The 25,355-nt window shown below is 72.0% G+C and carries 24 protein-coding genes; 11 read left to right on the top strand and 13 right to left on the bottom strand.

Annotated features, from left to right (window positions below; genetic code table 11):
- Positions 1-5 precede the first annotated feature (5 nt).
- The gene (locus SY84_RS13460; RefSeq protein WP_046844436.1) at positions 6-848 is read right to left on the bottom strand and encodes a sterol desaturase family protein; all 843 of its coding nucleotides are present in this window, start codon (positions 846-848) and stop codon (positions 6-8) included.
- Positions 841-1,533 (bottom strand): GntR family transcriptional regulator, encoded by a 693-nt coding sequence (locus tag SY84_RS13465; protein ID WP_046844437.1) that lies wholly within the window; start codon positions 1,531-1,533, stop codon positions 841-843. The genes SY84_RS13460 and SY84_RS13465 overlap by 8 nt, the downstream gene beginning before the upstream one ends.
- Positions 1,534-1,632: 99 nt before the next feature.
- On the opposite strand from SY84_RS13465, the gene lysA reads away from it, so the two are divergent.
- Both lysA and SY84_RS13475 read left to right on the top strand, forming a co-directional pair.
- Entirely contained in the window at positions 1,633-2,778 is a 1,146-nt protein-coding gene (gene lysA / locus SY84_RS13470; protein ID WP_046844438.1) for a diaminopimelate decarboxylase, read from the top strand.
- A 63-nt stretch (positions 2,779-2,841) separates the two neighbouring features.
- Entirely contained in the window at positions 2,842-3,834 is a 993-nt protein-coding gene (locus tag SY84_RS13475; RefSeq protein WP_046844439.1) for a nuclease-related domain-containing protein, read from the top strand.
- Positions 3,835-3,892: 58 nt separating this feature from the next.
- Here the strand turns inward: SY84_RS13475 and SY84_RS13480 are convergent, their stop codons facing one another.
- Positions 3,893-4,525 carry a phospholipase A2 gene (locus SY84_RS13480; RefSeq protein WP_046844440.1) on the bottom strand — a complete coding sequence of 211 codons (633 nt, stop codon included), beginning with the start codon at positions 4,523-4,525 and terminating at the stop codon, positions 3,893-3,895.
- A gap of 102 nt (positions 4,526-4,627) precedes the next feature.
- Between SY84_RS13480 and SY84_RS13485 the strand changes: the two genes are divergently transcribed.
- Both SY84_RS13485 and SY84_RS13490 read left to right on the top strand, forming a co-directional pair.
- Positions 4,628-5,221: a TetR/AcrR family transcriptional regulator gene (locus SY84_RS13485; protein ID WP_046844441.1), complete on the top strand. Its 594-nt coding sequence runs from the start codon at positions 4,628-4,630 to the stop codon at positions 5,219-5,221.
- Positions 5,222-5,412: 191 nt separating this feature from the next.
- Positions 5,413-6,186, top strand: coding sequence for a TerC family protein (locus tag SY84_RS13490; protein WP_046844442.1), 774 nt, complete (start codon positions 5,413-5,415; stop codon positions 6,184-6,186).
- Positions 6,187-6,254: 68 nt separating this feature from the next.
- On the opposite strand, the gene SY84_RS13495 is transcribed toward SY84_RS13490, so the two are convergent.
- Positions 6,255-7,574 (bottom strand): lasso peptide biosynthesis B2 protein, encoded by a 1,320-nt coding sequence (locus tag SY84_RS13495; protein WP_046844443.1) that lies wholly within the window; start codon positions 7,572-7,574, stop codon positions 6,255-6,257.
- Between the two features lie 6 nt (positions 7,575-7,580).
- Positions 7,581-8,489, bottom strand: coding sequence for an Hsp33 family molecular chaperone HslO (locus SY84_RS13500; RefSeq protein ID WP_046844444.1), 909 nt, complete (start codon positions 8,487-8,489; stop codon positions 7,581-7,583).
- Positions 8,490-8,892: 403 nt separating this feature from the next.
- Between SY84_RS13500 and SY84_RS13505 the strand changes: the two genes are divergently transcribed.
- The 3 genes from SY84_RS13505 (at position 8,893) to SY84_RS13515 (ending at position 14,300) form a co-directional block, all read left to right on the top strand.
- On the top strand, positions 8,893-10,635 hold the full coding sequence (locus SY84_RS13505) for an ABC transporter substrate-binding protein (RefSeq protein ID WP_046844445.1): 1,743 nt from the start codon (positions 8,893-8,895) through the stop codon (positions 10,633-10,635).
- Positions 10,636-10,710: 75 nt separating this feature from the next.
- The gene (locus SY84_RS13510) at positions 10,711-11,397 is read left to right on the top strand and encodes a response regulator (RefSeq protein ID WP_046844446.1); all 687 of its coding nucleotides are present in this window, start codon (positions 10,711-10,713) and stop codon (positions 11,395-11,397) included.
- Between the two features lie 5 nt (positions 11,398-11,402).
- Positions 11,403-14,300, top strand: a complete 2,898-nt coding sequence (locus SY84_RS13515) for a GAF domain-containing protein (RefSeq protein WP_245621346.1) — start codon at positions 11,403-11,405, stop codon at positions 14,298-14,300.
- 13 nt (positions 14,301-14,313) lie between these two features.
- Here SY84_RS13515 and SY84_RS13520 read toward each other — a convergent pair whose 3' ends face one another.
- Positions 14,314-14,859, bottom strand: coding sequence for a VOC family protein (locus SY84_RS13520; protein WP_046844447.1), 546 nt, complete (start codon positions 14,857-14,859; stop codon positions 14,314-14,316).
- Between the two features lie 16 nt (positions 14,860-14,875).
- Entirely contained in the window at positions 14,876-15,886 is a 1,011-nt protein-coding gene (locus tag SY84_RS13525) for a YkoP family protein (protein ID WP_046844448.1), read from the bottom strand.
- Between the two features lie 212 nt (positions 15,887-16,098).
- On the opposite strand from SY84_RS13525, the gene SY84_RS13530 reads away from it, so the two are divergent.
- Complete coding sequence (locus SY84_RS13530; protein WP_046844449.1) at positions 16,099-17,280, top strand: glycosyltransferase; 1,182 nt, start codon at positions 16,099-16,101, stop codon at positions 17,278-17,280.
- Here SY84_RS13530 and SY84_RS13535 read toward each other — a convergent pair.
- Entirely contained in the window at positions 17,240-17,914 is a 675-nt protein-coding gene (locus SY84_RS13535; protein ID WP_046844450.1) for a glycosyltransferase, read from the bottom strand. The two genes, SY84_RS13530 and SY84_RS13535, sit on opposite strands and share 41 nt — an antisense overlap.
- A gap of 50 nt (positions 17,915-17,964) precedes the next feature.
- Here SY84_RS13535 and SY84_RS13540 point away from each other — a divergent pair, with 50 nt between their 5' ends.
- Entirely contained in the window at positions 17,965-19,197 is a 1,233-nt protein-coding gene (locus SY84_RS13540; protein WP_157882997.1) for an MFS transporter, read from the top strand.
- The gene (locus tag SY84_RS13545) at positions 19,194-19,898 is read left to right on the top strand and encodes a polysaccharide deacetylase family protein (RefSeq protein WP_046844451.1); all 705 of its coding nucleotides are present in this window, start codon (positions 19,194-19,196) and stop codon (positions 19,896-19,898) included. Before SY84_RS13540 ends, SY84_RS13545 begins: the two co-directional genes overlap by 4 nt.
- Positions 19,899-19,956: 58 nt before the next feature.
- On the opposite strand, the gene recR is transcribed toward SY84_RS13545, so the two are convergent.
- The 5 genes from recR to SY84_RS13570 form a co-directional block, all read right to left on the bottom strand.
- Positions 19,957-20,565 (bottom strand): recombination mediator RecR, encoded by a 609-nt coding sequence (gene recR / locus SY84_RS13550; protein ID WP_046844452.1) that lies wholly within the window; start codon positions 20,563-20,565, stop codon positions 19,957-19,959.
- 124 nt (positions 20,566-20,689) lie between these two features.
- On the bottom strand, positions 20,690-20,980 hold the full coding sequence (locus SY84_RS13555; RefSeq protein WP_046844453.1) for a YbaB/EbfC family nucleoid-associated protein: 291 nt from the start codon (positions 20,978-20,980) through the stop codon (positions 20,690-20,692).
- Positions 20,981-21,124: 144 nt separating this feature from the next.
- On the bottom strand, positions 21,125-21,610 hold the full coding sequence (locus SY84_RS13560; RefSeq protein WP_046844454.1) for a peroxiredoxin: 486 nt from the start codon (positions 21,608-21,610) through the stop codon (positions 21,125-21,127).
- Positions 21,611-21,752: 142 nt separating this feature from the next.
- Complete coding sequence (locus SY84_RS13565; RefSeq protein WP_046844455.1) at positions 21,753-22,430, bottom strand: NUDIX hydrolase; 678 nt, start codon at positions 22,428-22,430, stop codon at positions 21,753-21,755.
- Positions 22,431-22,555: 125 nt separating this feature from the next.
- Complete coding sequence (locus SY84_RS13570) at positions 22,556-24,559, bottom strand: amylo-alpha-1,6-glucosidase (RefSeq protein WP_046845245.1); 2,004 nt, start codon at positions 24,557-24,559, stop codon at positions 22,556-22,558.
- A gap of 121 nt (positions 24,560-24,680) precedes the next feature.
- Between SY84_RS13570 and infC the strand changes: the two genes are divergently transcribed.
- Positions 24,681-25,310: a translation initiation factor IF-3 gene (gene infC / locus SY84_RS13575; RefSeq protein WP_046845246.1), complete on the top strand. Its 630-nt coding sequence runs from the start codon at positions 24,681-24,683 to the stop codon at positions 25,308-25,310.
- The last annotated feature ends 45 nt before the right edge of the window (positions 25,311-25,355 follow it).

The following is a 25,355-nucleotide window of genomic DNA, read 5'->3' on the forward strand; positions in this document are numbered from 1 at the left end:
GAGGGTTACCGTTCGGGGTGCCAGCCGGGCGGACGGGTCAGGTAGTGCAGGCGGTCGCGCCAGTTGCGGGCGGTGCGGACGTCGCGCCACAGGGCCGCGAATTCGTGGAAGGCGACCTGCACGGGCTGGTGCGTGTGGATGTTGTGCACGAGGCCGTACCGGACGGGTTCCGTCTCGGGCTGGAAGGTGCGGTGCAGGCGGTCCCAGATGATCAGGATGCCGCCGTAGTTGCGGTCGAGATACACGTCGTTGCTGCCGTGGTGCGCGCGGTGGTGGCTGGGCGTGTTGAAGATGTACTCGACGGGGGCAGGCAGGCGGCCTACCCGTTCGGTGTGGACGAAGAACTGGTACAGGAGGTTCCACGCCTGCGCGAGCAGCACCATCCACGGCGCGAAGCCCAGCAGGGGCAGGACCAGCCAGAACGGCAGGGCGGTCATGGGCACCCAGGTCTGCCGCAGCGCGGTGGACAGGTTGTAGTGCTGGCTGGAGTGATGCACGACGTGACTGGCCCAGAACAGCCGGACCTCGTGGCTGACGCGGTGGTACCAGTAGTACGCGTAATCGTCCGCGAGGAACAGCAGCACCCACACCCACCACGCCTGCTCGGGCAGGCGCAGCGGCGTGAGGCTGTACAGCGCGGCGTAGATCGCCACGACGACGCCCTTCCAGAAGAGGTTGATCAGGACGTTCCCGACGCCCATGCTCAGGCTGGTGATCGTGTCGCGCGTCCCGTACCCGGAGTGCTCGTGCGGCGCGTCGTGGTCGTGACTCAGGTACCGGTACGCGGCCCACTCGATCAGCAGGGACAGCAGGAAGACGGGGATCGCGGCGCGGATCAGGTCAAACACGGCGCGCCTCCCACAACTGCAGGCTGTCGAGGCTGGTGCTGCGCGCCACCTGCCCGGCGGCGATCCCGCCCAGGGGCAGTGCGGCGTACAGCGCGCGGTAGTGCTCGCGCGAGCGGTCCCGGCGGTGCGGGTCGCTGAAGTAGATCGCCCCGGCGCGGGCGTACACCTCGGCGAACGCGCCCAGCAGCAGCGGGGCCAGCGCGTTCCCGCTGCCGTGCGCGGCGAGCGTCTGGAACGTCCAGTCGAACGCTGTGAAGGTCCGCGGCAGATCCGGGTCGTCCGACTCGGTGGGCGGCGTCCCGAGGTGCGCCTGGAGGGCCTGCGGGTCGCGGTCGGCGGTCTGCGCGACCCAGTGAGGCAGCAGTGCGGCGCGCAGGTCCAGCAGGTCCGGCACCATTCGCCCCAGCTCGCCGTGGCGGGACAGGTGCGCCAGGACGCGCAGGCCGCCCTCGTGCGGGTGCAGGACGCGGGTGGGTCGGCCCTGCCGGATCTCCAGCAGGCCGTCGCGGCCCAGGCGTTGCAGCGCCTCGCGCAGGGTGGGCCGCGTGACGCCCAGGCTGGCGGCCAGTTCCCGCTCGGCGGGCAGGGTGCTGCCGGGCGGGTACGTGCCGTCCAGCAGGCGGGCGAGCAGGGTGTCCTCGGCGTGCAGCGCGGGCCGCAGCGGGGCGGGGGTGGGGCCGGTCATGGAAACCTCCTCGGCAGGGCTCAGTGGTCAGTGGTCTGACCAGTGTGGGCTGACCACCACCTGCCCGTCAAGCCTGCCCCGCCCGCTACACTCCCCGGCATGAGCCTCACGCCCGAGCATCTCCAGACCGCCGCGCACACGTACGGCACGCCCCTGTACGTCTACGACGCCGCCGAACTCGACGCCGCACTGGCGCGCGTCCGCGCCGCGTTCGGGGACGCCCGCGTGTACTACGCCATGAAGGCCAATCCCAACCTGACCCTCCTGCGCCGCCTGCACACCCAGGGCGTCGGCTTCGAATGCGTCAGCGCCGGGGAACTCGCCCGCGCCGCCCGAGTGGGCGCGGCGGGCGACCGGATCCTCGTGAACGGCCCCGCCAAGACCCCCGGCGAGTACGCCACGGGCGCGCACCTCGGCGCCACGTTCATCCTCGACCGCGAAGAGGAGGTCGCGCTGCTGCCGCCCGCCTCCCGCGCGCTCGTGCGCGTGAACCCCGCCCTGAACGTCAGCACGCACGACCACCTCGCCACCGGGGCCGCGGGCAGCAAGTTCGGCGTGACGCTGGACCAGACCCCGCGCGTGCTGGACGCCCTGCGCGCCGCCGGGCACACGGCCCTGGGCCTGCACGTGCACATCGGCAGCGCCATCCGCGACGCGCACGACTTCACCGCCGCCTTCCACCGCCTCGGCGACCTGCGCGCCCACACCGGCCCGCTGGACGTCCTCGACGCCGGGGGCGGCTGGGGCCTCGGCGCCGACCTGCACGGCATCGCCCGCGAGGCCCGCGCCGCCGCCGCCACCTTCGGCGCGCAACTCTGGGTCGAACCCGGCCGGTACCTCGTCGCGCAGGCCGGCACCCTCCTGACCCGCGTGGTCGGTACCAAACGCACCGGACGCAACTTCGTTCTCGTGGACGCCGGCATGACCGAACTCCTGCGCCCCATGCTGTACGGCGCGCAACACCCCGTCACCCCCCTCTGGGACCGTGGCGGGACCGACACCTGGGACCTCGCCGGACCCGCCTGCGAGAGCGGCGACCTCCTCGCCCGCGACCTCACCCTGCCCGACCCGCACCCCGGCGACCTCCTCGCCATCCACGAAGCCGGCGCGTACGGCGCCGCCATGAGCAGCAACTACCTCACCCGCGCCCGGCCCGCCGAGGTCCTGCGCGACGGGGACACCTGGACCGTCATCCGCCAGCGCGAAACCCCACAGGACATCTGGCGCGCGGAAGAGAATGTGTAAAAATTCGCGTCCTCATGGGCATTTTTCGTCCGGTGGCGGGCGCGGGCGCGCTAGCGTGACCGGGTGATCGTCAAGGACCTCGAACCACAGCAGCACGCTGACCCGCTGCGCCGCGCCGGATACGACGCGGAACGGCAGATGGCCCACTACCTCAGGCGCGCCTTCGCGGAGGACCCCCGCAAGTTCGTGTTCCACAACCTCCGCTTGGAGCGGCGCGGCGAGGTCGCGCAGATCGACCACCTGATCCTGCACCGGTTCGGCCTGCTGATCATCGAGAGCAAGAGCGTGGCCGGACAGGTCAGCGTGAACGAGCACGGCGAGTGGACCCGCTGGTGGAACCGCCAGGGGCGCGGCATGCCCTCACCGGTCCTCCAGGCGCGGCGGCAGCTGGACCTGCTGCTGTCGCTGCTGGACGACCACACCACCGAGCTGATGGACCGCTCCATGCTGGGCCTCAAGCAGCGCACCCTGAGCGGCGTGCGGCGCGACGTGCTGGTCGCCATCTCGGACGGCGGGCGCATCACCCGCAAGGCGGACGTGCCGGAACTCGTGAAAGCCGATCAGGTGCCCGATCGCGTCCGCGCCGTCATCCAGGCCGAACAGGAGAAGACCTTCGGCTCGTTCGGCTTCACCGACGCCGAGATGACCCGCATCCAGGCGTTCCTGCGTAGCCGCCACGTTCCAGTGCCTGCCCAGGAGGCGCCAGCCGCACCTGAACCCACCCAGACCAGAGCCGCGCCCGTCAGTGCGCCCCCGGCGGAGCCTGCACGCCCGGAACGCCCGAGTGCCGCCCCGGTCCGCACGTCGCAGGAACGGCAGGCGCAGGCGCGGCCCCGCCCGGACGTGGCGTGCCGCGCCTGCGCCTCGGCGAACGTGACCGTGCAGTTCGGGAAGTACGGGTACTACCTGAAGTGCGGCGACTGCGGTGGGAACACGCCCGCCAAGCCGGTGTGCGCGGCGTGCGGGCAGCCGGGGAAGGTCAGCAAGCGCGGCCCCGCGTTCACCGCGACCTGCGCGGGCGGACACACCTGGGCGTACTGGACGAACCCGGCCTGAACACGGGCAGGAGGTGGGGCGCAGTCAGCCCCCACCTCCTGCGCCCTGCCTGCCAGTTTTAAAAGCTGTCGCTGCCGCCGATGCGCACGCCCTGGTAGTAGGCGTACGCGGCGCTGTAGCAGGCGGGGCGGGCGTACCAGCTCTTGGCGGCGCAGATGGCTTTCATGTTCGTGTAGAACACGTCGTCGCTCGTCAGGCGGTTCGCGTCGGTGCGCTGGTACACCTTGAGGTTGCGGTACGCGAAGTCGTGCACGTTGCACGCGGGGCGGAAGTCCTCGCGGTAGCCCAGGCCCAGGCCGTCGGGGGCGCTGCACCCGTCGCGGGTCCAGTCCAGGCCGGTGTACGGGAGGCTGGTCCCGGCGTACGCGCTGTACTGCGCGTTGTAGTTGCCCACGGTGCCCCACCCGGTGCGCTTGACGTACGCGAGGCGGTCGCTGGCATAGTCCTGCGTGTTCAGCGCGGGCACGCTGGGGTAGGCGAGGGTCGTGGTGCGCTCGCCGTACGCTTCCTGAAGGGCGGCGGTCAGGCCGGGGTCGTTGCCGTAGCGGGCCAGGATGGCCTGACTGCCCGCGTCCTGCAATTCGGGGCGGTCGGCGTAGGGCGAGGGGGTGGTGGTGGGCGCAGCCTGCTGGGAGCAGGCGGCCAGGGCCAGGGGCAGCGCAAGGGTGACGGCGGCGGCAAGTCGGCGCATGTGGGTCCTCCGGGAGTGGGGGCGTGGGGTTGTGTGACGCTCTTCACTCTACTCGTCTGTGTCAGGGTGATGCCAGCCCGCGGCCCGTTATCATGAGCGGCAATGACGGTTCCTCCTGTGTCTTCCCCCGCTGTGCCCGATACGACCCGCACCCGCATTCAGCAGGAGGCGGCGCGGCTGTTCGTGAAGAGCGGCTACCACGGGGTGAGCATGCGTGAGGTCGCGGAGGCCGTCGGGGTCACGAAGCCCGCGCTGTACCACCACTACGCCGACAAGGAGGCGCTGTTCCTGGCCATGCTGGAGGGCACCCTGGCGGGCCTGAGCCGCCTCGTGCAGGCCGCGAACTCGCAGGTGGGGATCCGGCTGCAGCTGGACACGCTGGTGTACGAGCTGCTGGCCAGCGCCCCCGAGCAGCGCGTCGGTCTGCAACTGGCGAGTGAGCTGCGGCACGTCAACCCGGATCGCCGCGCGGCGTTCGAGCAGGAGTACCGCCGGGTGTGGGTGGGTGGCCTGTCGCGTCTGTTCGAGGACGCGGCGGCACGTGGTGAGCTGCGCGGCGACCTGCCGCCGGCGATGCTGGCCCGCGCGTTCCTGGCGATCACGTACCCGCTGGTGACGGGCGCGCCCACCTCTGATCCACAGGGGACCGCGCGGGCGTTGCTGGCCGTCTTCTTGGACGGCGCGACGCCCCGCTAGACCCCAGAGCAGGCGGGCCGGGGAGGGACCGGGCCGCAGCATGAAGGATTGACGGGTCTTGACCGGCCCCCCGGCTGTCAGGGAACATGACCCCTGGCGCGCCGCACGGGCGCGGATTTTCGGGTTACTACCCCCAACGGCATCCTGGACGTGCGTGGCAGCGTCCGCTTTCTGTTTCGTGGAGTGACACAATGGAATCACTGTTCGGCTGGATCACCCAGCCCGAGGCGTGGCTGGCGTTCGGTACGCTGCTGCTGCTTGAAGTTGTCCTTGGTATCGACAACGTCATCTTCATCTCGATCCTGGCCGGGAAGCTCCCGCCAGAGCAGCGGCAACGGGCGCGCACCATCGGTCTGCTGGCCGCCATGCTCATGCGTCTGGGTCTGCTGTTCTCGATCAGCTGGATCTACAGCCTGAAAAACGACCTGTTCACCCTGTTCGGCATGGGCTTCTCGGGACGGGACCTGATCCTGATCTTCGGCGGTCTGTTCCTGCTGTACAAGGCCGTCAAGGAGATGCACGAGCAACTCGAAGGACCTGGCGCGCACGAGGGAACACCGACCGCCGGGAAGGTGGCGGGCGCGAACTTCGCCGCGATCATCGGGCAGATCATGATCCTCGACATCGTGTTCAGCCTCGACAGCGTCATCACGGCCGTCGGGATGGCCGACGACATCGGCGTGATGGTGGCCGCCGTCGTCGTGACCGTGCTGATCATGCTTGTCGCCGCGCGCCCCATCGGGGAGTTCGTGCAGGCACACCCCACCGTGAAGATGCTCGCCCTGGCGTTCCTGCTGCTGATCGGCGTGAACCTCATTGCGGACGGCTTCGGCTTCAAGATCCCCAAGGGCTACACGTACTTCGCGATGGGCTTCGCGATCGCCGTGGAACTCCTGAACCTGCGTGCCCGGCGCGGCAAGCCCGTGCAGCTGCACGAGACCAACCGCCACCCCGACGCGGGCTGATCCGGCCCTATCACGGACAGCGCCCCACCTCTGTGCAGGTGGGGCGCTCTGCGTTCACGCGGGGCAGCTCAGGGTCGGGGCGGGTGCTCCAGCGTCACCCGGAATGTCCGGCGGTTGTGCGGCTCGGCGTACCCGATCAGCGGTCCATGGGTGTCCTCCACCCACGCGTGACTCAGGAGCTGCCCGCCCTGGCGCGTGACGCCGCTGACGAACACCGCCGGGTGGCCCAGGCGCCGCAGCGCGCGGTAACTGGCGTACGCGCGCGGCACGCACACGCCCGCGCGCCGCTGCCGGGGGTGCAGCAGGTGCGTCACGAGGCGCGCGGCGGTCAGTGTGCGGTCCAGCACGTCCGGCGTCAGGTCCGCGCCAGGGCCAGGGCGGCAGCGGTCCAGGTGCCGGCGCGGATCGCCGCCCCGCCGCACCGCCCAGGCGGCCCACAGGACGTCCCCGAACGCGGCCGGGACAGCCGGCAGCAGAAATGCCACGCGGCCCAGGCGTTCACTGACCGCGCGCCGCGTCCGCCCACCGTCGGCGTGCAGGGCACGCAGCAGCAGCGGGCGGGTCACCTCTGCGTTCAGCTCCAGTCGGCCCCGCGCCGGATCGCAGACCGCCTGGAAGGCCGCCCAGGTGTGCGTCAGGCCCAGGTGCCGGGCATGCTCCGCGAGGGCCTGCGGGGTGGTGCGCCGCGCCAGCCGCTCGCTGTCGAGGTAATCCTGGGGTTTCAGGCCCCCGTGGTCCCCGCCCCACACGCGGTTGAGGACCAGTGTGAGCAGCAGTTCGTCACGCGGATCGGGCCGCCACACGGGCACGCCGTCCCAGTCCACCGCCCGCGCCCGCCGCCACAGGCCGGCCGTGAGCGTCATGGCGCGCGCCCTCGGCAGGTACAGCGCCGGGACGATCCAGCGGTGCACGTCGAGCTGCGCGGCGTCCCCCGGGGCGCGCAGGTGCGTGCTTTCGTGCAGCCACGGAGCGGGCCGCGCGACGTCCTCCAGCCGGTCGCTGCGCCACCCGAGGCTCCGGGCGACCTGCACGGCGCGCCGCACGGTCTGCGGGTCCGGGGGCAGCAGGACGTCCACGTCGCCATAGAAGCGTTCGCCCGGGGCGTACTCGAACTCGCTCAGGGCGAAACCCTTGAAGATCAGCGTGGGAATCCCGGCGGCCGCCCAGGCGCCCAGCAGCGCGCGCACCGGCCCGCGGGTGCGGGCGTGCCGCAGCGCGAGGTGCGCCGCGTCGTCGCGCAGCTCGGCGCGCCAGGGGTGCCCATGCGGCAGGCGGGCGCGCAGGGCGCCGCCCAGTCCGGCCTGCCGCGCGGCCTGCCGCATCTCCGGGGTCAGCTGCTCGGGCGGGCGGGTCAGGGCGCCCTGCAGGGCGCGGGTGGGTCCGGTCATGGCGGCTCAGGCCTGCGCGTGCTGGCCCTGGTCGTCCAGGGCGGCGATCTCTTCGGGGGACAGCTGGTAGCGTTCGCCGCACCAGTGGCAGACGATCTCCTGGCCGCCCGCGTCGATCATCTCCTGGCGTTCCGGGGCGGTGAAGAACTTCAGGCTGTCCGCGGCGCGCTCGCGGGAGCAGCGGCACTCGAACCGGGCACTCTGCGCGTCGGGCGCGAGGTGCAGGTCCAGGCCCTCGGTGGCGCGACTGATGGCTTCCAGCAGGCCGCCGCGGCGCAGGTTGTCGGTGATCTGCCCCATGGCGCGGATGTTCGCCTCCAGCTTCCCGAGGGTCTCGTCGGTCACGCCGGGCATCGCCTGGATGAGCAGGCCGCCCGCGTGCGCCACCCGGCCACCTTCCTCGTACACGCCCAGCAGCACGGCGTTCGGGATCTGCTCGGACACGCCCAGGTAGGTGCTGACGTCCTCGGCGATCTCGCCGCTGACCAGGCCAGCGCTGCCGGTGTACGGCTCGCCGTTGTCGAGCAGGCGGGTCACGGCGATCTCGCCGTCGGTCCCGACGATGCCGCTCACGTCCAGCTTGCCGTCCCGTTCGCGGATGGGCAGGTCCGCGTCGGGGTGGCGGACGTAGCCGCGCACGCGGCCGTCGGTGCTGCCCTCGGCGACGATCCAGCCGACCGGGCCGCCGCCCTCGACGCGCAGGTTCACGCGGCTGTCGCTCTTCTTGCCCAGCACGACGGCCAGCAGCAGGCTGGCGGTCAGGGTGCGCCCCAGCGCGGCGGTGGCGGTCTTGGACAGGCCGTGGCGCACGCGGGCGTCCTCGGCGATGCGGGTGGCGTCCATGCCGACCAGCCGCAGGGTGCCCTGCGCCGCGGTGCCGCGCAGGATGAAGGAATCGGGGATCGAGGCAGTCATCCCGACACCTTAACCGTTGCGCCCCGGGGGGGCTGTGCAGGGCCTCGCAATCCGGGCGGGCCTGCACCGCGCCCCACATGAGCGGCCTGCGGGCGCCGTCGCGCCTGCCCCCACGCTGACAGGTCCGGCCGCGCGCGTCTCCCAGGCGGGGACAATCGTGGTTTGGCTTCCTGTTCCCCATGCGGTACCTTCAGGCTTCTGGCGGGAACTTCTCACCTGCCGTTCCTAGCATGAGAGGCCATGACGGCCTGGATGGGATGCCCTGCACCGCTGACCTGAAGGCCGGCGTGCGCGGCGACCACTGACCCCACTGCCCCCCGCGTTCTCCCCGTCAGGTGTCCATCTGTGTCCCGACCCGCCAGTGTCCGGGAAGCGCCTCCGTTTCCCGCCCCAAGGAGTACGCATGAAGAACAAGACCCTCAGCGCCGTGGCCCTGGCCACGCTGACCCTCACGCTCGCCGCCTGCAACAACAAGCAGGCGGGCGGCGCCGACAGCACCCTGGTCATCCAGCAGTCCGCCGACATCCTGACCCTGGACCCCGGCACCACCTACGACACGTCCAGCGGCCAGATCGTCGAGAACATGTACGAGACCCTCGTCGGGTACAAGGGCAGCGACATCACCAAGGTCGAGCCCGTCCTCGCCACCGAGTGGCAGGAAGGCCAGGACGGCAAGGAGTACCGCTTCACCCTGCGTGACGGCGTGAAATTCCACACCGGCAACGATCTCACCTGCGCCGACGCCGAGTACACCTTCCGCCGCAACCTCGTGACGAACACTGCCGACAGCGGCAACTGGTTCCTGTCCGAGAGCCTGCTGGGCACCGCCAGCAACGCCAAGGACGACACCAGCATCACCTGGGCCAAGATCAGCAGCGCCGTCAGGTGCGACGGCGACACCCTGGTCTTCACGCTGCCCGCCGTGGACCCCGCCTTCCTGACCAAACTGGCCTACATCGGCCAGGGCATCGTGGACAGCACGCATGCCAAGGAGATCGGCGAGTGGGACGGCACCGAGGCCACCTGGAACGACTGGGTCGGCAAGGACATCCTGGGCGGCGAACTGAACAAGCAGCCCAGCGGCACCGGCGCATACAAGCTCGTGAACCGTGACGCGAACGCCATCAGCCTGACCGCCTTCGACGGCTACTGGGGCGAGGACAAACCTCAGATCAAGAACGTGATCCTGCAGAAGGTGCCCGAAGAGGCCGCCCGCGTGCAGGCGTTCCTGAAGGGCGACGCGGACTTCATCGAGGTGCCCCGCGCGATCATCAGCACCCAGCTGCAGGGCAAGCCCGGCGTGGCTGTCCTGGACGACCTGACGAACACCACCGCCGCGGGCTTCAGCATGAACCAGAAGATCGAGGCGGGCAGCGGCATGATCGGCAGCGGCAAGCTCGACGGCAAGGGCGTGCCCACCGACTTCTTCAAGGACGCCGACGTGCGCCGCGGCTTCGTGGCGTCCTTCGACGTGCCCACGTACATCGAGCAGGTGCAGGAAGGTAAGGGCGCGGCGCGCAACTTCCTGCTGCCCGACTCCTTCCCCGGGTACGACAGCAACCTCGAGGCGGCCACGTTTGATCCTGAACTCGCCAAGGCGGCCTTCCAGCGCGCCTGGGGCGGTCAGGTCTGGCAGAACGGCTTCACGATCAACGTGTCCTACCGCGCCGGCGCGCAGACCCAGCAGACCGCCATGGAACTGCTGAAGAAGAACATCGAGGCCCTGAACCCCAAGTTCAAGGTGAACATCGTCGGCAAGGAATGGAGCGAACTGATCAGCTCCAAGAACGTCCCCAAGGAAGCGATGGTCATGACCGCCTGGGCGCCGGACTACGCCGACCCGGACAACTTCGTGTCCACCTTCTACTCCAGCACCGGCTACTACGCTCCGCGCATCAACGCGCAGGACGCGCAGATCGACGGCTGGATCAAGGAGGCGCGCGGCACCACCGACACGGCCCGCCGTGACGAACTGTACGCGCAGATCGCCAAGCGCGCCCTGGACGAGGCGTACTACATCATCATGCCCGCCCAGCCGAACGTGTTCCCCTACCGCGACACCATCAAGGGCGTCAGCGCCGACACGTTCAACCCCATGATCGCCTTCACCAGCGGCACGTACTGGAAGAACCTCAGCAAGGAGTAATCTCCGCTAATTGACGGCACCGCCTCGGCCACTCGGCTGAGGCGGTGTTCGCTGCGTGCGGGCTATGCTGCGCGCATGCTCGACGCCGAGACCCTCGAAGCCGGTTCCACGCGCCCCATCACGCTGCTGCTTGTCGATGATCACCCGGTCGTGCGCAAGGGCACCCGCGAACTGCTCGAAAGCGAGGCGGACCTGCGCGTGGTCGGCGAGGCGGGCAGCGGCGAGGAGGCCATCCTGCGCGCCCGGGAACTCACGCCGGACGTGATCCTGATGGACGTCAGCATGCCCGGCATGAACGGCATCGACGCCACGCGCGCCATCAAGGCCGAGCGGCCCGGCGTGGGCGTCCTGGTGCTCACCAGCTACGACGACGACGCGTACGTGTTCGCGCTGCTGGAAGCCGGGGCCGCCGGGTACCTGCTGAAGAACGCCTCCGAGGACGACCTGCTCGGCGCCGTGCGCGCCGTGGCCGCCGGGGAGAGCGCGCTGCACCCCAGCGTGGCGAAGAAGGTCCTCGAGCGCTTCAGCACCCACACCACCCCCACGCCCCCCGAGGACGACCTGAGCCCCCGCGAACTGGAGGTGCTGCGCGTGGCCGCCACCGGCCGCACCAACAAGGAGATCGCCCGGGACCTGGACATCAGCCCCCGCACCGTGCAGGTGCATCTGGCGAACATCTTCTCGAAGCTGGGTGTCGGCAGCCGCACCGAGGCGGTCCTGTACGGCATCAAGCGCGGCTGGATCGACCCGAAGAACCTGTAAGCGCGGTGTCCGAGGTCATCCCGCCGTTCCCGCAGACCCTCTCGCAGGCGTCGAGTGTCGCCGCGTTCGCGCGGGACCTCGCCGCGTACGCCTGCCCGGTGCTGCACGCGCACGGCGTCCGCGTGTGGGTCGTGCAGGACGCGGCCCTGACCCCCGTCGCCGAGGAGGGGCGCGGGCTGGCCCTCAGTGACGGCACGCTGGCGCACGAGGCGCTGACCGTCGGCACGCTGCTGGAGGACGGCATGCTGGCGGCCCTGCCCTTCGGCTGCGGCGTGCTGGAGGCCGTGGGTGCCAGTCCCGACGGGCTGCGCGCGCTGCTGGGCGCGGCCCCGCTGCTGGCCCTGGCGGTCGAGGGCGTGCAGGCCCGCGAGGCCCGGCGCGGGCACGGCCGCATCGCGGAGACCGTCGAGGGCCTCGTGCGGCGCCTGGGGGGCAGCCTGGACCTCGCGGAGGTCCTGACCGTCACCGCGCAGAGCGCCGCGCTGGCCCTGGGCTTCCGGCGGGCGTTCGTGGCGCTGTTCAGCGAATTCCACGAGGGTGGCCGCGCCCGTACCGGCGAGGTCTTCACGCACGGCTTCGACGAGGAATTCCGCGGGGGGATCGGCGTGGGGCCCGTGACCTTCGAGACGCTGGTGCGGCGCGGCGAGGCGATCCGCTTCGAGCGCCCCCGCGACGCGGAGAGTCCCCTGGCGCAGGGTCTGGCGGAACTCGCCCCGCACGCCGCCGTCATCGCACCCCTCTCTGCGCGCGGGCAGGCGCTGGGCCTGCTGTACGTGGACACCCAGCAGCCCGGCTCCAGCGCCAGCGAGGACGACGCCCGGCTGGTGCTGGCCCTGGCCGAGCAGGCCTCGCTGGCCATCGACAACGCCCGTCTGTACGGCATCGAGACCCGCAAGCGCGAGGCCGCCGAGGCGCTGCGCGAGGCCGGCGCGGCCCTGGCGGGCAGCCTGCACCTCAGTGACACCCTGACCCGCGTGCTGGAACGGGCCGTGACGCTCTTCCGCGCGGACGCCGCCGCCGTGTACGAACGCCAGCCCGACGGGCGCACCGTGAACATCCGCTCCGCGCTGGGCCTCCCGAACGAGTACATGCTGCGCGTGCGCGCCAAGGTCGGCCTGGGCGTCACCGGACGCGCCATCGCCGAGTGCCAGCCGGTCGCCGCGCGTGACCTCACCCAGGCGCACTACGGGGGCAGCAGCCGCTACACCCGCCAGCTGCTCGCGGCCGGACGCTACCCGTACCGGGGCGTGATCAGCCTGCCGCTCACCACCCGCGCGGGCGTGTTCGGTGCGCTGACCCTGTACTGGCAGGACGCCCTGCCGCTGGACGGGGACGATCAGGCGCTGGCCGCCGTGTTCGCGTCGCAGGCGGGGCTGGCCATCGAGAACGCCCGCCTGTACGAGGAGGAACTGCGCCGCGAGAACGAGGCCGCGCTGCTGCTGAACCTGGGACGCAGCCTGGGCGAGGACCAGAGCGACGCCGCGCTCGCCGACGCCGCGCGGCTGGTCACGCACGCCATGAACGCCGCGCGCGGCCTGATCGCCCTGACCGACGACCAGGGTGCGTTCACCCGCTGCGCCACGTACAACCTGCACGTGCCCCCGCAGAGCGACCTGCACGCCCTGGCCGCGCAGCTGGGCCGCGGCGCGCGCGCCCTGACCCGCCGCTACACCCTGGCCGTCGCGGGCAGCGGCCTGATCGTCCCGCTGCGCGCCGAGGGCCACCCAGACCAGAACGGTGAGGACGCCCTGCTGGGCTTCCTGTACCTCGACGATCCCGGCACCGACCCGCCCGGCGAGCACCTGCTGGCCCTGGCCCGCAGCGTCGCCGACCAGATCACGCAGACCCTGACCCGCCAGCGCCTCCTGACCGAACTCGAACGGCAGGAAGCCCGCTACCGCCAGCTCGCCGAGGGCGCGCACGACCTGATCATCAGCACCGACCCCGGCGGGACCATCACGTACGCCAACCCGGCCGCCGGGACGCTGCTCGAACCGCTGACCGGCCCGCTGCCCGGTGCGAACCTTCTCGACCTGCCCACCCCCGACACCCGCCCCGCCCTGCGCGCCGCGTGGGCCAGCGCGCGCCGGGCTTCACGCGGCAGCCGCACCGAGGTGCAGATCGGCCCGCACCGCCTGGAACTGCGCGTGGGCGTCATGGACGGCGGGCGCGGCGTCCTGACCGTCGGGCGGGACCTCTCGGAACTCCAGACCCTCGCCGACGAGATCGCCCGGCGCGGTCAGGCCCTCGAGGCCGCCACCAGCCGCACCGTCGAGATGCGCACCTTCCTGACGTTGTTCACGCAGGCGCAGGAGGAGGAACGCCGCCGCATCAGCCGCGAACTGCACGACGATACCGCCCAGGTCCTCACCGCCACCACCCGCCGCGTCGCCCGCCTCGCCCGGGAACTCCAGGGCCCCCAGAAGGAGCGCGCCGACGACATCCTGACCGACCTGAACGCCGCCATCGACGGCGTGCGCCGCTTCGCCCGCAACCTCCGCCCCAGCGTGCTGGACGACCTGGGCCTGCTGCCCGCGCTGGAATGGCTGGCCACGCAGGCCGCCACGCCCACCCGACTGGAAGTCAGCGGTCAGGAGCGCCGCCTGGACTCCGCCACGGAACTCACGCTGTTCCGCCTGTCGCAGGAGGCGCTGAACAACGTGGACAAGCACGCCGGGGCCGCCAGCGCCGCCATCCGCGTGGCCTTCCAGGCGGGGCACGTGCAGGTCGCCATCCGCGACGACGGGCAGGGCTTCACCCCCGATCAGGCGCAGGAACGCGCGCAGGCCGGGCACCTGGGCCTGATCGGCCTGCGTGAGCGCGTCGCCCTGACCGGCGGCACCCTGGACGTGGACAGCAGCCCCGGCGCGGGCACCACCCTGACCTTCACCCTGCCCGGCTGACGGCGCATCCGGCTCAGCGGCGGAGCAGGTCCTCGATGGCGTCCGCGAGGTGCTCGGCGGTGATGTTGGCGTCCCCGCGCGCCACGCGCAGTTCATAGGCGCGGCGCAGCACGTCCGCGTCCCGCCAGCCCTCGGGCGTCTGGAACTTGTAGCAGGCCAGTTCGACCTTCATGCCGTTCGGATCGCGGAAGTAGATGGAGTCCATGAAGCCCCGGTCGCGCTCCAGCACCTCGATGCCGCGCGCCCGCAGCCGCGCCGGGGCGAGCTGGAAGGTCGCGCGGGACACGGTGAACGCCAGATGCTCCACGGTGCCCGGTTCGCGCGGCGCGTCCCGCCCGGCGTCCGTGCGGCCCTCGTCGGTGAACACGGTCAGCAGGCGACCGTCGCCGGGGTCGAAGTACAGGTGGTTCTCGGCCGGGTTGCCGAGGTTCGGCTGCTCGAACACGAACGGCATGCCCAGCACGCCCTCCCAGAAGTCGATGGCACTCTGGCGGGTCGAACCGACGATGGTGACGTGATGCAGGCCCTGCACCTGCACCCTGGACTCGCTGCGGGTCATGCGTCAGGCTACCGCGTCAGCCGTAGCGCCTGAGGAACTCCTCGCGGGGCAGCCACGCCATCTTCGGGGTGTCCTCGCTGGGCGCGCGGGTGGTGCCGTACGCGACGCGAAGCAGCCGGAAGCCCAGGCCGTACCAGCGGGCCGTGGCGGGCGGCAGGTCCAGCAGCGTGAAGCCCGCCTGCGCCAGCGGCGCGTGGAAGAGGGTCACGGCGAACACCGCCTGCGCCTCCTGCAACTCGGGGCGGTCCTGTAGCGCCGCGCCCACGTCGCGCAGGCTGCGCAGGTACGCGCGGTACGCGGTCAGGGCGCTACGCGAGGCGAGCCCCACGATGCGCGGCGAGTGCAGGTGCAGTTCCGCCGTGTGCGCCGTGCGGGGCAGGGGCAGCGGTGCGGGCGCGTGATCCAGCGGCGCGACGCGCATGACCGCATCGGCCCGCTGCGCGAGGTCGATCACGCCGTGCTGCCGCGCGAACCGGTCTTCCACCAGCCGGGTGTAGCCGTGCAGGAACAGGTCACGGCCCGTCCCGGCGCGCAGCTCCGGCACGTCCCGCACCGGCACGGCGCGGTACCCCAGGCGCTTCAGGTCGGCCAGCACCCCCGGCAGCTGCGCGGGGTCCACGGTCAGCAGCGCGCCCGGGGCGGGCCGGTCGGTGCCCGGAGGCAGGGCGTGCAGGCCGCGCGTCCCCAGCGCGTTCAGAGTCCGCAGGCGTTCCGGGGTGGCCCAGGTCACGACCGGCCCGCCCGCCAGCACGTCCAGCCCGGGCGCGCCCGCCGGGTCCCCCAGGCCGCCCACCTCGTGGCCCTCCAGCCGGGCGCGGTCCAGGCCCCGGGCCAGGGTGGGGGAGAGGAGCAGCGTGGCGCTCACCCCGGCCTCCGCCAGGGTCGCCAGCGCAGCCTGCAGGTCGGCGTCCGAGCGGACGGGGACGCTCAGGCCCACGCGCGGGTCGCCGGGGTGGCCGCCGTGCCACGCGCCTGCCCGGCCCGCCCGGAGGGCCGCGCGCACCGCTGCGGTCGAAGAAGGTGCCATGCGGCGTGAGTCTAGCGCGCCTGCCCCTGCGCCTGCCGCGCCTGCAGGGTCACGCGCGCATGAGAACCGCGCCCGACCCGCCCCGGCAGGGTGAGTCAGATTTCTGAGCCTACTCTCATGTCCGGCGTCGTATGCTCCTGTCTAGTGATGCTTCAGGAATTCTTAAACTTTCCCCGGGGCCGCGTCACCCAGCCCCTGAACGGCGGCGCCGCATGAGGCCGCTGCGCATCGGGCTGTTCACCGACACCTTCCTGCCGGACCAGAACGGCATCGTCACCAGCGTCAGCCTCCTGAGCGACGAACTGCGCGCCCAGGGCCACCACGTCGACGTGGTCGCCCCCGACTTTCCCGAACACATCGACACCCGCCCGGACGTCATGCGGGTCGACAGCCTGCGCTACATGTTCCTGCCCACCTACCGGCTGGCGTGGCCCACCCGCCGGGACTTCACGCACCGCTACGACGTGATCCACACCCACACGCCCCTGACGCTGGGCCTGTCCGGCGCGCGGCTGGCGCGCAAGTGGGACATCCCGCACGTCGCCACGTACCACACCCACATCGAGGCGTACACCCACTATGTGCCTGGCGCGACCGCCCTGCAACGTCACACCGGCGTCGTCACGAAGGTCATGGCGCTGCATTACGGCAAGGCCGACGCGGTCATCACGCCCACGGCGGGCATGATGGACGTCCTGAACGCCATGAAGGTCCGCAACCCGGTCGTGATCCCCACCAGCATCGACCCGCGCGCCCTGAACGCCGCGCCTGCCGTGCAGAACCCCTGGCCCGCCGGGAAACGCCGCCTGCTCAGCGTGGGCCGCCTCGCCCGAGAGAAACGCTTCGATCACGTCCTGGACACCCTGGCAGGCCTGTCCGACGCGCACCTGGTGATCCTGGGCGAGGGCCCGGAACGCGACCATCTGGAAGCGCACGCCGCGCGGATCGGGGTCGCGGACCGTGTGACCTTCCTGGGCGTGCGCCCCTGGACCGAGATCGGCGCGTACTACCGCCTCGCGGAACTGTTCGTGTTCGCCAGCGACACCGAAACGCAGGGCCTCGTCCTGCAGGAAGCGCAGCTCATGGGCGTGCCCGTCGTCGCGGTCGGCGCGCGCGGCACCCTCAGCGGCGTGGCCCACGAACGCAGCGGGTACCTCGTGGCGCCCGGCGACGTGAACGCCCTGACCCACTACAGCCGCGAGATCCTGACCGACCCGGACCTGTGGGCGCGCCTGTCAGCGGGTGCGCGCAGCTTCGGGTCCAGCACCACCCCGCACGGCGTGGCGCAGCGCGTTCTGGACGTGTACAGCCACGTGCTGGGCATGCCGCGCGCCGTGGCGTTTCAGGACGACCTCAGCGGTCATCCCCGAAGTAGCCTCGCGTATGACCAGTGATGTTCCGCACGTGCTGCCACAGGAACGGCAACACGCCCCGGTCCAGGCGCCGCGCGCTCGTCTCCACCAGCGCGCGGCGCACGTACGCGATCTGCCCTGTGCGGGCCAGTTCCTCACCCAGGATCACGTCCTCGTAGGCCTCCACCTGCGGGTACCCGCCCACCAGCAGCGCCGCTTCGCGCGAGAAGGCCATGTTCGCCCCAGCGAGGTTCGGGCGGCCGATCAGCCGCGCGACGTGCAGGAACGCGCTGTAGCTGGCCCCCGACGCCAGCGCCCAGTGGCGCGGCACCCCCCAGAAGCGCATCGGGCCGTACAGCGCCGTGCGGCCCGGCGCGGCCTCGTTCAGGACCTCCAGCCAGTGCGGCGCGGGCAGGGAATCGGCGTCCGTACTGGCCACCCAGTCCGTCCGCGCGGCCTCCAGGCCCATCTGGCGGGCGCGCGCCACACCACGCGCCTCGCAGCGCACCACCCGCGCGCCGGCCGCCCGCGCGATCTCCACGGTCGCGTCGCGGCTGCCGTTGTCCACCACGATCACCTCGCGGGGCGGCAGGGTCTGCCGTTCCAGCGCGCGCAGCGTCAGGGGCAGGTACTTCGCCTCGTTGCGGGCGGGAATGACAACCGTGAATTCGGGCACCTTCACACCCTAGCAGGCCCGCGCCGATTCCTGCATGGCCAGGAGCCCGCGTGAAGCTGCGCGACCGCCTGCCCTTCCAGCCCGGCACCGCCCGCGCCGTGCTGATCGCCGCGCTGTCCCTGGCCGCTGCCGAGTTCGTCCGTAGCGGCCTGTACCTCCCGTACCTGGGGCAGAGCCCCCGCGTGCAGGCGCAGCTGGACTTGCCCGCGACCGTGGTGGGTCTCGCCTGGGCGGCGCACGTCCTGACCGACACTGTCATGCGCGGCCCGGCCGGGCTGCTGATCGCCCGCGTGGGCCTGCGCTGGGCCATGATCGCCGGGACGGCCGTGAGCCTGCTCGCCATCAGCCTGCTGCCCGCCGCGCACAGCGGCCTGACCCTGCTGCTGATCGCGGCGCTGCACGGCGTGGGCTTCTCGGTCATGTGGCCCGGCACCATGAACCTCACGGCGGACGTCACCCGCCAGACCGCGCAGGGCCGCACCCTGACGGTCGTCGGGATGAGCGTATCCTCCATGATCGGGCTGGGTTTCTTCGCGTACGGGTCGCTGCGCGCCGCGCCACCCGAACAGGTGTACCTCCTGAGCCTGGGCGCGCTGATCCTGTCCCTGGTGATGGCCGTGCTGCTCCCCGCGCGCGCCGTGCGCGGCCCCGCGCGCGAGGCCCTGCGCGGCGACGCCCTGAAGGCCACGCTGCGCCGCGTGACGCCGCTGCTGCCCGCCGCCTTGATGCAGACCGTGACGCTGTCCCTGTTCGGGCAGGTGCTGTACAAGATCGCCGACGCGCTGAACCTGAGCACCGCGCAGATCGTCAGCGTGCTCGTCGTGGGCGGCGCGGTCGCCTTCGCGTGCATCCCGCTGCTCGGCAAGATCGCCGACCGGGGCCGCGCCGTGCCCGTCCTGATCGGCGGGTACGCGCTGATCGCCGCCGGGATGCTCGGCCTGGCGTGGCTGCCGCCCCTGTGGGCGATGTACCCGCTCGCGGCGCTCGTCGGCGTGGGGTTCGCCGGGGTGCAGCCCGGCTGGGGCGCCCTGGTGACCCGCACGCTGCCCGCCGCGCAGCGTCCCGCCGCGTGGGGCGTCTTAATGACCGTCGAGAACGGTGGCACCGCCCTGAGCCCCCTGCTGGGCGTCCTGGCCTTCGAACGGTTCGGGGCGGGCGGCCCCTTCGGACTGGCAGCCGGGCTGGCGACGCTGGTCGCGGCGTTCTACCTGCTGCTGCGCCCCCTGTTCGCCCGCACCGCCGAACAGACCGTCAGTGAGCCTGGGCAGGACGTCCGCGCGTGAGGCGCGTCCCCTGGATCGCCGCGCTTCTGACCGCCGCCCTGCTGGCCGAGGTGCTGGGCCGCGCCGCTGGGTGGGGCGCGCTGGGCCACGGCCCGCGCGACCGCTGGCGGGTCGCGGTGACCTTCGACGACGGCCCCAGCGACCGCACCCCGGAGCTGCTGGCGGTCCTGGCCCGCCACCGCGCGCGCGCCACGTTCTTCGTCACGCGGCCCGCCGCCCAGGCCCACCCCGGGCTGCTGGACGCCACAGAACAGGCCGGGAACACCCTGGACGCCCACGGCATCTGGCACCGCGCGGCCCTGACCCTGACCCCCTGGCAGGAGTGGGTGCAGGTCGCGTGGCACCCCCGCCCCACGCGGCCCGGCCCGCACCTGTACCGCCCCCCGTACGGCGGGCACAGCCCCCTGACCCGCCTGTTCGCACGGCTGTCGGGCCGTCAGGTGGCGCTGTGGGACACCGAGGGCCGCGACTGGACCGGCGCCGACCCCGCCACGCTGGCCGCGCAGACCCTGGCGCGCGTGCAGCCCGGCAGCGTGATCCTCCTGCACGACGGCCCCGCCGTGACCCCCGCGCTGCTCGACGCCCTGCTGACCGGCCTGGGGGAACGCGGCCTGGAGGTCGTCCCCATGCACGAACTGCCCGCGCGGCGCATCACCCTCCGCGAGGGCCTGACGCGACTGCGTTCCAGCTACGGCGCCTGAAAGTGCTACAGGCGGCGGGGCGGAGGTCAGACCGACCTCCGCCCCGCCGCCTGTGCCGTCAGCTCCCCTGCGGTTTGCTGACGCGCTGTCGTCCGGCCAGCGCGCGGCCCAGCGTTACCTCGTCCGCGTACTCCAGCGCGCCGCCCACCGGCAGGCCGTACGCGATGCGGCTCACGACCGCACCCAGGGGTTCGAGCAGCCGCTGGAGGTACAGCGCGGTCGCGTCACCCTCGACGGTCGTGCCGGTTGCCAGGATGACCTCCTGCCCCTCCTGCACGCGTGGCAGCAGCGGGCGGATATGCAGCTTGTCCGGCCCGACGCCGTTCATGGGACTCAGGACGCCGTGCAGCACGTGGTACAGGCCGCGGTACTCGCCGCTGCGCTCGATGGCGATCACGTCACCGGGTTCCTCCACGACGCAGATCACGCCCTGGTCGCGGCTGGGGTCGCTGCACACGTCGCAGCGCTCGGCGTCCGTGATGTTGAAACACACCGGGCAGGTGTGCAGGTCACGCTTGGCTTCCAGCAGCGCCCGCGACAGGCGCTCGATGTCTTCGCGGGGCTGCTCGAACAGGTGGAACGCCAGCCGCTGCGCGCTCTTCGGCCCGATGCCGGGCAGGCGCGACAGCTCACGGATGAGCGCCACCAATGACGGAGGGTACTTCACTCGGACTCCTTCACCACCATCGGCCCACGCTGCGCGGGCCGGACAGAACTGGGCAGACAGGTCATGTCAAACGGGCGCGGCCACCCACCGCCCACCGGCAGGGGGTGGCCGCCGCCTCAGCCGGTCAGAAACCGGGGATGCCCAGACCGCGCGTCGCGTCCTGCTGCAGGGCGTCCGCCTTCGCGCCCGCATCCTGAATGGCGACCAGGATCAGGTCTTCCAGTGCCTCGACGTCGTCGGCGTCCACCGCTTCGGGCTTGATCTTCAGGGCCGTGACTTTCCCGTGCCCGTTCATCGTGACCGTCACCAGACCGCTGGCGCTGCCCTCGACGGACTTGGCGGCCAGATCCTCCTGGATCTTCGTGGCGGCCATCTGCGCCTGCTGCATCTGCTTCATGAGCTTCTTCATGTCCATGCTGCTTGCTCCTTTCTCACTGCCGGGAGGGCCCTGTGGGCTGCCGTCCCGGACGACCCGGCCAGTGTAGCGCGCGCGGCGTCACCCTGACTGCGCGGCACCTCACGAGCCCGGGGCGCGCCCGCCCCAGGGTGCCGAGCCCACTCAGCCCAGCGACTGCCGGGACTCACCGCCCAGGAGTTCCCGCGCGCCCTCCAGGACGTTCAGGGCGTCCTGACCGGCGTCGACCTGCGTCCAGTGACGGCGCACCGTGCCGGATGGATCGACCAGGAACGTCTCGCGGCGGGGCCGACGCACCTGCTCGCCCGGCCACGGCTCGTCCAGCAGACCGAACTGCGTGCTGATGCGCTGCTGCCCGTCGTTCAGCAGCGGGTAGTCCAGCTGGCAGACGCTCCGGAACGCCAGTTGCTCCTGCCGGGGGTCGCTGTTGATGCCAATCACGTCCACGTTCAGGGCCTGGAAGTCCGCCAGGAGCGCCTGATACTGCCGGGCCTGCAACTGGCAGTGCGAGGTGACGGTCTTGGGAAAGAAGAACAGGACGCGCCAGCGCCCGGGGGTCGGGACGTAGGGGCGGCCGTTGTCCTGCGCGGCCTCCAGGGATGGGATGTGATCGCCGGTGGTCAGGGTCATGGCTGCAGTCTAGGCAGTGGGCAGGCTGAGGATGCTGGGCGACCTCTCAAGGCCTGTTCGGGCGTACAGGGGGTCACGACCACCCGAAGGGGGCCGTCACCCCGAGAAGCAGGGTGGCGCCAGGACCGGGTCGCGCGTCCGGTCACAGCGCGGGCGTGCGCGTGCCCTTGGCGCGGCGGTACAGCTGCGCGGGGCGGCCCACGCCGCTGCGCCGCTCGCCGCTGGGGGTCAGGCTGCCCTGCGCGAGCAGCCGCTTGCGGAAGTTGCGTTTGTCCAGCTTGCGGTTCAGGATCGCCTCGTACACGCCCTGCAACTCGGGCAGCGTGAAGGTGTCGGGCAGGAATTCCAGCGCGAGGTTCGCGTACTCCAGCCGCAGCTGCAACCGTCCCAGCGCGCGGTCCAGGATCGCCTGGTGGTCGAAGGCCAGCCGGGGCGTGCGGTGGGCGGGCATCCACTCGGCGCCGAGGGTGTGCCCGCCACCGCTGACGCTGACCGTGCCGTGCGGCAGCACCGCAAGGTGCGCCACGCTGACGATCCGGCCGCGCGGGTCGCGGTTGATCTCCCCGAAGGTGAAGAACTGCTCGAGGTGGCGGGGTTCGAGTTCCACGCTGGTCTCGGTGCGCAGTTCGCGCAGGGCCGCCTCGTGCAGTTCCTCGCCGGGGTGGACGAAGCCGCCGGGCAGCGCCCAGTCGCGCGCGTGGGGCAATTCGCCGCGCTGCACGAGGAGGACGTGCAGTTCCCCGGCATGCATGGCGAAGGCGGCGACGTCCACGGCCAGCCCGACCTGCGTGGCGCCGCGGGGCAGCGCGAGGTCGGTCACGCGCGCTCCGGGTGGGCGCAGGTCGGGTGAGTCGCGGTCATGCGGTGATGCTAGGGTTTGTGTCCCTGGTACGTCAAGGGGAATTGTGTCCTGCTCGCGCGGGATTTCGCACGTGCAGGCGGCGCTTACGCGGGGCTTTGCGTTCCCGCCGCCTGCGCCTCGGCGCGGCTGACGAGCACGTGCGCGCGCAGCAGCTCCGCCACGCTCCACGCCTGGAACGGGCACCCGCCTGGGCGCAGGCTGTCCCCGGCGAACACCTCCGAGACGTGTCCCAGTCCGGCCTCCAGCACGTGCCCGCTCAGGCCGCGTAGCGCCGCCCGCGCCCGCCCGACCTCGCCCTGCGCCAGCAGTAGTTCCACGAACGCCGTCAGCGGCCACGGCCACACGGTCCCCTGGTGGTACGCCGCGTCCCGCTGCACCTGCGCGCCCCCGTAATTGCCCCGGTACCGCCCGTCCAGCGGTGACAGCGTGTGCAGCCCGGCGGGGGAGAGGAGCTCCGCTTCCAGCTGCGCGGTCGTCGCCGCGACCAGCGCGGGGCTGGTGGGCGTGTCCGGCAGCGCCAGCGCGATCGCCACGTTCGGGCGGACGCTGCGGTCCGGCGTGCCGTCCGCCGCCAGGGTGTCCACGTACGCGCCCTGCCAGAACGCCGCGAAACTGGCCTGCGCGCGGGCCAGGGTGTCCGCGAACCGCGCCTCCTCACCCAGCGCCGCCGACAGGCGCGACTCGGCGCCCAGCGCGGCCAGCCACAGGCCCTGCACCTCGATGGGCTTGCCGTGGCGGGGCGTGACGACCCAGCCTTCAATTTTCACGTCCATCCAGGTGAGCTGCACGCCCGGTTCCCCGGCCAGCAGCAGCCCGTCCGCCGGGTCCATGCGGATGCCGTGATCGGTGCCGCGCACGTGCCAGTCCAGCAGGTCGCGCAGCTGCGGCAGGGCCTCCCGCGCGAAGGTCGCGTCCCCGGTGACCGTCACGTACCGTTCCAGTGCCACCGCCAGCCACAGCGCGCCGTCCACGGTGTTGTACCCGGCGCCCTGCCCGTCGTCGTGGAAGTTGTTCGGCGTCAGGCCCCGGCGCAGGCTGCACAGGAACGTGCCCAGGAGGTCGCGCGCCTCGGCGTGCCGCCCGGTCAGCAGGGTCAGGCCGGTCAGGGCGATCATGGAGTCGCGGCCCCAGTCCGCGAACCACGGGTACCCGGCGATGACCGTCACGCCCTGCGGCTGCGTGCGCCGCACCAGGTACGCGTCCGCCGCGACGGCCAGCGTGGCGACCAGTTCGTCCGGCACGCCCGTCGTGTCCTGTGCCCGCACGGCCAGTTCGCGGCGGCGCGCGGCCTCGTCGGCGTACGCCGCCCACGGGTCGAGGACCAGCGCCTGCGCCACGCCCGGCGTGACTGCCTGCACCACCAGCGCCGCGCGGCCCCCACCCGCCGGGAAGCTCAGCTCCCACAGCGGCGTGCCCAGGGTGGACTCGGTGTCCGGCTCGCCGCGCGCCAGATCGTGCCGGTAGTGCACCCGCTGCGGCGCGGGCTGGGGATTCAGGGCGTCGATCACCGCGCCCGGCGCGTGCACCTGCACCCGCGTCTGCGCCTCGCCCTGTACGGTCACCTCGCGGCCCGCCGCGTGGAAGGCCAGCGTGGGCACCCGTTCGTGCACGGCGTGCATGTCCCGGTCCACGAAGAAGCCCCCCAGCCGCAGCGCCACCGGGTCGCGGCTCTGGACGTCGTACAGGAACACCACCGCGCCCGATCCGCGCGGCATGAACGCCCGGCGGCGCACCCGCACGCCCGCGAACAGCTGCTCCCGTTCGGGCAGCAGGTCGCTCAGCGACGCGCCCGTCAGCCAGCGCAGCCCCTCGCCCTCGAAGGTGTCCGGGGCGATCTCCAGGGCGTGCAGGGTCGTCTCGCGCACGCCGCCTGCGCCGGGCACGCGCAGCACCTCGAGCGGTGAGACCAGATGCGTGCGCCGCTGCACCGGCGGCTGCTGGCTGGCCACCAGCCCCGAGTAGCAGCGGGTCGGGACGCCCGACAGGCTGCTCAGGGCGAAGCCGCCCAGACCGTCGGTGAGCAGCACCTCCAGGTCCGCGTTATGGGCGGTCAGGGAACCGAAGGGGAAGGTGACAGGCGCACTCATGCGCGCCAGCATGGCACGAAGGCGCCGCATGGAACGCGCGTGGTAGACTGAGGGGTACCGTCCGCCCCGTGGGGTGGGCGCAGCCGCCCGGGAAGCCAGCGTGCCCCGGAGCGCGGCGGAGGTGATGAACATAGCGAAAGAACACAAGGTCAACGAGCAGATCCGCGTGCGCCAGATCCGACTGATCGGTGCCGAAGGCGAGCAGGTGGGCATCATTGACACTCGCGACGCCATGAACATGGCCCGCGAGGCCGGGATGGACCTCGTCATGGTCAGCCCGCAGGCTGTCCCCCCCGTCTGCCGCCTGCTCGACTATGGCCGGTTCCGCTACGAGCAGCAGCAGAACGAGAAGGAAAACCGCAAGCGCGCCCGCGCCCAGGAAGTCAAGGCGATCAAGTTCCGTGTGAAGATCGACGACCACGACTTCAACACCAAGACCGGGCACGTGCGCCGCTTCCTGGAAGAAGGCCACAAGGTCAAGGTCACCATCATGTTCCGTGGACGTGAACGCACCCACCCGGAACTCGGCGAGCGCATCCTGGTGCGCGTCGCGGAGTCCCTGGCGGACATCGGCGCGCCCGAAGGCACCCCGAGCATGATGGGCATGGACATGAACATGATCATGACCCCCCGCGCCGAGAAGCCCGCGAAGAAGGAACGCGCCGCCGAGGACGCCCCCAGCGCCCCGGCCACCAGCGCGGCCGCCGCCGAGCCCGCCCCCAGCGAGCCCGTGGCGAACGCGAACGCGTAACTGCTGTCCTGTGAAGGCCCGTCCCGCCCGGGGCGGGCTTTCCTG

It is taken from the genome of Deinococcus soli (ex Cha et al. 2016) (genome assembly GCF_001007995.1).
GTDB lineage: Bacteria > Deinococcota > Deinococci > Deinococcales > Deinococcaceae > Deinococcus > Deinococcus soli.